This is a genomic window from Pseudarthrobacter sp. NPDC058329 (assembly GCF_042879835.1).
GTDB lineage: Bacteria > Actinomycetota > Actinomycetes > Actinomycetales > Micrococcaceae > Arthrobacter.
Window position 1 is genome coordinate 92,494 of sequence record NZ_JBHVZR010000018.1, and the last position, 8,204, is coordinate 100,697.

Sequence of the window (8,204 nt, forward strand, 5' to 3'; positions counted from 1 at the left end):
GCCGTTGTGAGCCTCGCACGGCGCCTGATTTCCGCCGGCTTCAGCGACCTGGACAAGGCGGAACGGTTCCTGGCTGCCCGCGAGCTCGACGGGCTGGATGAAGAGCGGCTCTTTGCGGGGCTGCAGATGGCAGCCAGCCCGGATACCGCCCTCCAGTCCTTGGTGCGGCTGATTGAGAAGCATCCGGACCTCCGGGAGCTGGCGGGGGCCGACCCCGAAACGAGCGAACCGCTCTACCGTGTCCTGGGGGCATCGGAGGCGCTGGGGGAGTTCCTCATCCGCCACCCCGAACATCTCGACGCCTTCAGTGTCCGGCCCAGCCCCGAGCCGCTGCAGGCGGATCCGTCGGCGCTGCGTGCCTCCCTCCTTTCGTCCGTGGGCGCTGATCCGCGTGCCACACGGCCCGTTGCCTCCGTCACCGGCACGGACGCCTACGCGGCTCTTCGGACGGCCTACCGCAGGGGCGTGGTGGACCTTGCGGTCAAGGACCTCTGTGCTGCTGATCCTCTGGACTTCCTGCCCCTGGCCGGCGGGGAGCTCGCGGACCTGGCCGGCGCAGCGATCGAGGCCGCCCTCGCCGTCTCGCGCGCGGAGGCAGCAAACCAGTTCAGTGCCTCGGAAGTGGCCGCCGTCGGCCTGGCCGTCATTGGCATGGGCAAATGCGGGGCGCGGGAGCTGAACTATATTTCCGACGTCGACGTCATCTACGTGGTGGAGGCGGGCGGCCTGGAGGACGCCCAGGCCAGTACCATTGGCACTGCACTGGCCAGTGGAATTTCCCGTGCCATCTCCTCTGTCGCCCGGGAACCCGGCCTGTGGGAAGTGGACGCGAACCTCCGGCCTGAAGGGAAGTCTGGCCCGCTCGTGCGCACCCTGGCGTCCCACCAGACCTACTACGCCCGGTGGGCCGAAAGCTGGGAGTTCCAGGCACTGCTGAAGGCCAGAACCATTGCCGGCGATGCCCCCCTGGGCCGCCAGTACGAGGAAGCCATTGCGCCGCTGATCTGGAGTTCCGCCAGCCGCGACGGGTTCGTTGAATCCGTGCAGGCCATGCGCCGCCGGGTCACCGAACACATCCCGCAGACGGAAGAGCAGCGGCAGATCAAGCTGGGCCGCGGCGGACTCCGCGACGTTGAGTTCACGGTGCAGCTGCTTCAGCTGGTCCATGGCAAGTCCGACGAAACGCTGCGGCGGCGGGACACCACCTCAGCCATCGCGGCGCTCTCCGCAGGCGGTTACATAGGGCGCACAGACGCCGCTGCCTTCGACAATGCCTACCGGTATCTTCGGCTGCTGGAGCACCGCATCCAGCTCTTCCAGCTGCGCAGGACACACCTGATGCCGGTGGGTGAGCCCGCGCTCCGTGCACTGGCCAAGGCGGTGCTGGGGCCGTTTTCAAATGAACGACCGCACCCGGACGCTTTGCTTGGCGCCTGGCAGAAGACCAAGCGTTCGGTGCGTGAGCTGCATGAGCGGATCTTCTACCGTCCCCTGCTCAACACCGCAGCCAAGCTCAGCAGCGAGGACGCCAGGTTGACGCCCGAGGCTGCCGAGGGCCGCCTTGCGGCCCTTGGCTACCGGGACCCGAAGGGCGCCATGCGCCACATTGAGGCCCTCACTGCCGGCGTGAGCCGCCGGGCGGCCCTGCAACGGCAGCTGCTGCCCATCCTTCTCGACTGGCTCGCAGAGGGAGTGGATCCCGACGCCGGCCTCCTCGCCTTCCGCAGGGTCAGCGAGGCTTTGGGGACCACCCACTGGTACCTGGGGATGCTCCGCGACTCCAAGGCGGCGGCCGAGCGGCTGTGCCACGTGCTCGCCAACTCGCGGCTGATTGCGGACCTGCTGGAGGTATCCCCCGAATCGGTGGCATGGCTCGGCCACGACAGGGACCTGGTCCCGGTCAGCTTTGAGGCCCAGTGGCAGGAAATCACGTCCAAAATGTCCCGCCATGCGGACCCGGAAAGCGCCATGCGGCTGATCCGCCTGATCAGGAGGCGGGAAACCCTGCGCATTGCGATTGCCGATTCTGCCGGACTGCTGAACCAGGACGAGGTGGGAGCGGCCCTGGCTGACACCGACCGGGCGGCCGTCCTTGGCGCCCTGCGGGTGGCTGAAGGTGTTGTGTCCGCCAGGGGGCCCCTGAAGACCGCCGTCCTGGTGGTTGCCATGGGCCGGCAGGGCGGGCGCGAAATCGGCTACGGGTCCGATGCCGACGTTATGTACGTCCACCGGGCGCTGCCGGGCTTCTCCGAGGAGGAGGCGCAGGAACAGGCCGCGCGGATCGTGGCCAAGGTTTCCAGCCTCCTGACCCAGCCGCTGAAACCGGCGATCATGGCCGAGCGGGTGCTGCAGGTGGACGCCGACCTGCGCCCGGAGGGCAAGAACGGGGCGATGGTGCGCTCCCTTGATTCCTTCGCCGAGTATTACCGGCGCTGGTCACTTATCTGGGAGGCCCAGGCACTGCTGCGTGCCCGGCCGATGGCAGGCGACGACGCCCTGGCCGCGGACTTCCTGGAGCTGATCAACCCCATCCGGTATCCGGAGTCCATTTCCGGCCAGGACGTCCGCGAAATCAGGCGGGTCAAGGCAAGGGTGGAATCCGAACGGTTGCCCCGCGGCGCAGACCCTGCAAGGCATCTCAAGCTTGGCCGCGGCGGGCTCAGCGACGTCGAATGGCTGGTCCAGCTCCTGCAGCTGCAGCACGCCGGCAAACACGGGGAATTGCGGACCACGTCCACCATCGAAGCGCTCGAAGCCGCAACGCAAACGGGCCTGCTCGCCAAGGCCGATGCGGACCTGCTCGCGGCGGCCTGGCGCCTGGCCAGCCGGATCAGGTCGGCCAATGTGATCTGGAGCGGCAAGGCCTCTGACCTGCTTCCGTCCTCCCGGCGCGATCTGGAGGCGGTGGCGCGGTGGTGCGGCTATGAACCCGGCAACGCCGCGGTCCTTGAAGAGGACTACCTTCGGGTGAGCCGCCGGGCCAGGGCAGTCTTTGAACGGGTTTTCTACGGCCACTAGCGGGGCAGTTATGCCCTGTTTGTCCGGAGTGGCTGACACTTGTCGGGGCCCGGTGCTATTTTGAGCCCATGGCTACCCAGATCTTTTTCAACCTGCCCGTCAAGGACCTCAAGCGCTCCGTGGACTTCTTCGCGGCCCTGGGCTTCTCTTTCAACCCGGACTACACGGATGAGAACGCCACGTGCATGATCATCAACGAGAACGCCTATGTCATGCTGCTGGTGGAGACCTTCTTTAAAACCTTCACCTCCAAGAACGTCGCGGACAGCAAGGACTCGGCCGAAGCGATCATCGCCTACTCCGTGGACAGCAGGGACGCTGTGGACGAGGCCGTCCGGACCGCGCTGGCCTCAGGAGGGGCCGCTTCCGAAGACCCCCAGGACTACGGATTTATGTACAACCACAGTTTCCAGGACCCGGACGGCCACCTCTGGGAAGTGATGTGGATGGATCCGGCCGGGCCGCCAGCTGAATCCACTGCCGGCAACGACCCCGCCAGCGCGCCGTCCTGAGCGGCGTGGATCCCGGCGTCTGGCTGATTTCACTGCAGGACCTCGACGACGACGCCCGCGCCATCCAGCTCGGTGCAGTCGCGGAGCTTGAACTGGGGCCTGGCCAGGAGCGGTTTGTTGGTGACCCGCTCAGGATGGCCCTGGCAGGACTGGCTGAGGAGTCCCGCCGACCCTACGTCATCGAGTTCCTCGGCAGTGCGGTGGGAATGCTTACCCTGCAGGCCGGGGCAGCCCGGCTGGCGGGCTGGCCGGACGATGACTCCGCCTGGCTGCTGCGGGGTTTCCTGATCGACCGGCGGCAACAGGGCAAAGGCCTCGGTCCGCTGGGTGCTGCAGCCGCAGCGGCGGCCGCGGAAAAACTGAGCGTCCGCCACGGGACGGGGGAAACCGGCGTCGTCCTTTCTGTGAGCGAAACGAACCGCGCAGGCTTGTCCGCCTACCGCCGGGCCGGCTTCGAGGACCGGGGGCAATACTCCGGGACCTCGGCAGAACCCCAACGGATCATGTTTCGGGGCTTCGGCCGGTCCGCATTGCGGTAACCAGGCAGCCGGGCGTTGCGCTTGGTGCCGGATTGCTTGATTATGTGGATTGGCGGTGTTCTTCAAACCTTGTTGGGGGGAAGGCTTTTTGGAGTCTTCGTCTCGGGGAACATTCGTCAGGGGATCCGGCTCCCGGTCTCAGCACGTCTGGAGCTGGGTCCCCGCCTTAGGCAGTTGGCAGGAGTTCCTGCGGGTACGCAAAGGCGGCCATCGGAAGTGTTCCGGTGGCCGCCTTTGGTGCTTCAGGAGCCCGTGATACTAGACGCCGTAGTAGAGCTCGAACTCGTAGGGGTTCGGACGCAGCGACAGCGGACGGATCTCGTTCTCGTACTTGTACTCGATCCAGGTGTCGATCAGGTCCTGGGTGAACACGCCGCCGGCCTGCAGGAACTCGTTGTCCTCGGCCAGGGCTTCCAGGGCTTCCTCGAGGGTGCCCGGAGCCTTGGGGATGTCCTTGGCTTCCTCGGCGGGAAGCTCGTAGAGGTCCTTGTCGATCGGTGCCGGCGGTTCAATGCGGTTGCGGATGCCGTCGATGCCGGCCATCAGCTGGGCAGCGAACGCCAGGTACGGGTTGGAGGAGGGGTCCGGTGCGCGGAATTCGATGCGCTTGGCCTTGGGGTTGGTGCCCGTGATGGGGATACGGATACCGGCGGAGCGGTTGCCCTGCGAGTAAACCATGTTGACCGGAGCCTCGAAGCCCTTGACCAGGCGGCGGTAGGAGTTCACCGTGGGGTTGGTGAACGCCAGGACGGCGTCGGCGTGCTTCAGCAGGCCGCCGATGTACCAGCGGGCGGTGTCGGACAGGCCGGCGTAGCCCTTCTCGTCGTAGAACAGCGGTTCGCCGTTGCTCCACAGCGACTGGTGGCAGTGCATGCCCGAGCCGTTGTCACCGAAGACCGGCTTCGGCATAAAGGTCACGGACTTGCCCCAGGCGTCTGCCGTGTTCTTGATGACGTACTTGAACTTCTGCAGGTCATCAGCAGCGTGGGTGAGGGTGGTGAATTTGTAGTTGATCTCGGCCTGGCCGGCGGAGCCAACTTCGTGGTGGCTGCGCTCGACCTCGAGGCCGGCTTCGTCCAGGGCGACACACATGGCGTCGCGGAGGTCAGCCTGCTTGTCGGTGGGGGAAACCGGGAAGTAACCGCCCTTGACGGGCGTCTTGTACCCGAGGTTTCCGCCCTCTTCCTCGCGGCCGGTGTTCCAGTGTGCTTCTTCAGAGTCAATCTTGTAGAAGCTGCCCTGCGGGGAGGACTGGTACTGGACGTTGTCGAACACGAAGAACTCAGCTTCGGGAGCGAAGAATGCGGTGTCGGCGATGCCGGTGGAGGCGAGGTAGGCTTCGGCCTTCTCAGCCACGCCGCGGGGATCGCGGTGGTACGGATCGCCCGTGCGGGGGTTGACGATGGAGAAGTTCAGCGCGAGGGTCTTCTCCATGCGGAAGGTGTCCAGGAACGCGGTGGTCACGTCCGGGATCAGCTGCATGTCGGATTCGGCGATGCCCTGGAAGCCGCGGATGGAGGACCCATCGAAGAGCTGGCCGTTGATGAAGAAGTCGGCGTCAACGCTCTTGGCCGGCACGTTGAAGTGCTGCTGTACACCCGGCAGGTCGGTGAAGCGGATATCGACGAACTTAATATCTTCGTCCTTGATGAACTTGAGGACTTCGTCCGCAGTCGTGAACATCTATGCTCCTAACGCATATGTAAATATCTGGCGTGAAAGCCATCTGGTCCAGCGCAATCCGAAGGCAGGGAAAACGCAAGGTTTCCCTGCTGTGAGCACCTGCCGGGGGATTTGCTTGAAACTGCTAACAGCCTATGGACGCGGCATTTCCCGTCCGTGTCCACATTGTTTCGGGCAGGTTACAGAATGCCCTGTTATGGCAACGCTATCTGCCGTCCACACTGTGGTCTAACCGCTTCCACAGTGTGGGCGGACCGAACCGGTAAACTTGGACGGTGGTAGATCGCAAAGACATCGGCTCCTGGCTAACAGGCCCTGATACCTCCGGCATCTCGAAATATCCCGGTCAGCGGCTTGGGTTGCCGGAGTCCGGCCCCGGCTCCATTGCCCGGGCCGGCCGCAGGATCCTCGCCCTCATGATCGACTGGGGCATCGCGTTGCTGATCAGCAACTTCGCCTTCGGCGGGGACGCGTGGGCCACCCTGGCGATTTTCGCCGTCGAACAGATCCTCCTGGTGGGAACCCTTGGCTACAGCATCGGGCACCGGGCCGCCGGCATTCACGTGGTGAAGGCCGGAGGGGGAGCGCCGGGACTGCTCGCTGCGCTGGTGAGGTCGTTGCTGCTCTGCCTGGTGGTTCCTGCGGTCATTTTCGATCCGGACCACCGCGGCCTGCACGACAAGGCGATGAACACGCTGCTGCTGCGCCGCTAACGCCGCGGAATCAGACGCGGCTGGCTTCCTTCGCGGACGGAGCCCCGGCTGCGGCAACGGAAAGGTATCCGCGTTGGCCGGCCCAACGCTCGAACCAGAGCGTGGCAAACGGGAAGACGGCGGAAAGGCCGGCGAACAGGGCCACCACGAACGGCCAGCGCTGCAGCCGCCAGAGAGCCAGAGCCGCGACACCGTAACCGACAAACAAGGCACCGTGGATGGGCCCTGCCACCTGCACGCCCAGCTCGGTGGTGCCCGCGATCCATTTGAAGTACATGCCCACCAGCAGCGCTGCCCAGCTGAACGCCTCGCCGATCGCGAGGATGCGGAACGCGCGGAGCACGGCGTTCCTCACGGGGGATTGCACCTGGTCCTGTTGCAGCTTGTCCTGTTCCACGTTGTCCTGTCCTGTCGTTGGTATTTTCGGCACCGGGCGGCCATAAAAAGCCCCGGTCCCGGCGGATGGCCGGAAACCGGGGCGTGTGCTTTAGCGTCCGCGGTTGGGGCGGGCTTTGTAAGGATCGATGCCCTTGGGAATGGGGAGCTTGTTACCCAGCGAGGCGATCCGCTTGGATACGGCATTCACCTCAAGCTTAGTGAGTTCCTTCTTGAGCTTGCCCATCTTCTTGGCCACCTGGCTGATGGGAACCTGGCCCTCGCCGCGGCCGCTCTCGATGACGTGCACGGTGACGTTGGGGAGGATCCGGGCCAGGCGCTTGCGTTCGGCGTCCAGCAGCGGCTTTACCCGGTGGGTGGGTCCTTCGCTGACCAGGACGACGCCGGGACGGCCGATGGCGCGGAACACGGCGTCCTGCGTGCGGGGGTTGACCGCGACGGGCTGTTCCTCGGTGATCCAGCCACGCCGGAGCGTGCCCAGGGCGGCGCCGGAAGCACCCGGCTGGTTTTCGATCCGGGCGAAGGCCGCGCGTTCGGCGCGGCGTGACAGAATCAGCGTGGCGCCCAGGAGGCCCAGCGGGATGCCGATGATCAGGCCCGTGATCCAGTTCTCAAGCCAGTAGCCCACCAGGAAGCTGACAGCCACAACACCAAGGAAAACCAGCAGCATAAGCCACGGAACCATGGGGTCGTGGCGGCGGGTCATGTTGAAGACCTCACCGATCTGCTTAAGCCGGCTGGGTTTCTTGACCTTTGCTTCTTTCGGCTTGCGGGAGAAGAGGCCACGCTTCACTGCGCTTGAGCCCGCCGGAGTGGGGTTGCTGGAATCAGGGGATTTCGCCATAGTGCCTCAATTCTACGTGACCAAAGCCGAAGGGCCGGCACCGGAGTTCTCCTGTGCCGGCCCTTCGGGGGTGAGTGCGTTTTTAGGTCAGGAGTGGGCGGCGAGGAGTGAGCTGGCTTCCTGGCGGGTGGTGCCGGAGGACTCGATGTGGGCGAGTTCGGCGGGGATGTCCCAGCCTTTCTTCCGCATCGCGGTGGCCCAGAGCCGGCCGGCCCGGTACGAGGAGCGGACCAGCGGGCCACTCATCACGCCGAGGAAGCCGATCTCGTTGGCCTCGTTCTGCAGGTCCACGAATTCCTGCGGCTTGACCCAGCGGTCCACCGGCAGGTGCCGCTCGGACGGGCGCAGGTACTGGGTGATGGTGATCAGGTCACACCCGGCCTCGTGCAGGTCCCGGAGGGCCGCGGAGATCTCCTCGCGGGTCTCGCCCATGCCCAGGATCAGGTTGGACTTGGTCACCATGCCCAGGTTCCGGCCCTGCGTGATGACATCCAGGGAC

Annotated in this window: 7 protein-coding genes and 1 pseudogene; 4 read left to right on the top strand and 4 right to left on the bottom strand. The window is 65.5% G+C overall.

The genetic code is table 11. The features are described from left to right. Nucleotides 1–6: 6 nt before the first annotated feature. From ACFVYC_RS19065 to ACFVYC_RS19075, 3 genes are all read left to right on the top strand, one after another. Nucleotides 7–3,018, top strand: coding sequence for a bifunctional [glutamine synthetase] adenylyltransferase/[glutamine synthetase]-adenylyl-L-tyrosine phosphorylase (locus ACFVYC_RS19065; protein WP_387553192.1), 3,012 nt, complete (start codon nt 7–9; stop codon nt 3,016–3,018). Between the two features lie 68 nt (nt 3,019–3,086). Beyond that, nucleotides 3,087–3,530: a VOC family protein gene (locus ACFVYC_RS19070; RefSeq protein ID WP_387553194.1), complete on the top strand. Its 444-nt coding sequence runs from the start codon at nt 3,087–3,089 to the stop codon at nt 3,528–3,530. Nucleotides 3,531–3,535: 5 nt separating this feature from the next. Continuing rightward, nucleotides 3,536–4,069: a GNAT family N-acetyltransferase gene (locus ACFVYC_RS19075; RefSeq protein ID WP_387553196.1), complete on the top strand. Its 534-nt coding sequence runs from the start codon at nt 3,536–3,538 to the stop codon at nt 4,067–4,069. 258 nt (nt 4,070–4,327) lie between these two features. Here ACFVYC_RS19075 and glnA read toward each other — a convergent pair whose 3' ends face one another. Beyond that, a complete protein-coding gene (gene glnA / locus ACFVYC_RS19080) occupies nt 4,328–5,752 on the bottom strand; it encodes a type I glutamate--ammonia ligase (RefSeq protein ID WP_387553198.1) in 1,425 nt (474 codons plus the stop codon). Nucleotides 5,753–6,027: 275 nt separating this feature from the next. Between glnA and ACFVYC_RS19085 the strand changes: the two genes are divergently transcribed. Then, nucleotides 6,028–6,465 (top strand): RDD family protein, encoded by a 438-nt coding sequence (locus ACFVYC_RS19085; RefSeq protein ID WP_387553200.1) that lies wholly within the window; start codon nt 6,028–6,030, stop codon nt 6,463–6,465. Between the two features lie 10 nt (nt 6,466–6,475). Here the strand turns inward: ACFVYC_RS19085 and ACFVYC_RS19090 are convergent, their stop codons facing one another. The 3 genes and pseudogenes from ACFVYC_RS19090 to ACFVYC_RS19100 all read right to left on the bottom strand — a co-directional run. Further along, nucleotides 6,476–6,862: a DUF3817 domain-containing protein gene (locus ACFVYC_RS19090; protein WP_387553202.1), complete on the bottom strand. Its 387-nt coding sequence runs from the start codon at nt 6,860–6,862 to the stop codon at nt 6,476–6,478. A 90-nt stretch (nt 6,863–6,952) separates the two neighbouring features. Then, on the bottom strand, nt 6,953–7,705 hold the full coding sequence (locus ACFVYC_RS19095; RefSeq protein WP_387553204.1) for a DUF4191 domain-containing protein: 753 nt from the start codon (nt 7,703–7,705) through the stop codon (nt 6,953–6,955). Between the two features lie 87 nt (nt 7,706–7,792). Further along, nucleotides 7,793–8,204 (bottom strand): annotated as a pseudogene (locus ACFVYC_RS19100) (lipoyl synthase); the annotation flags it as partial.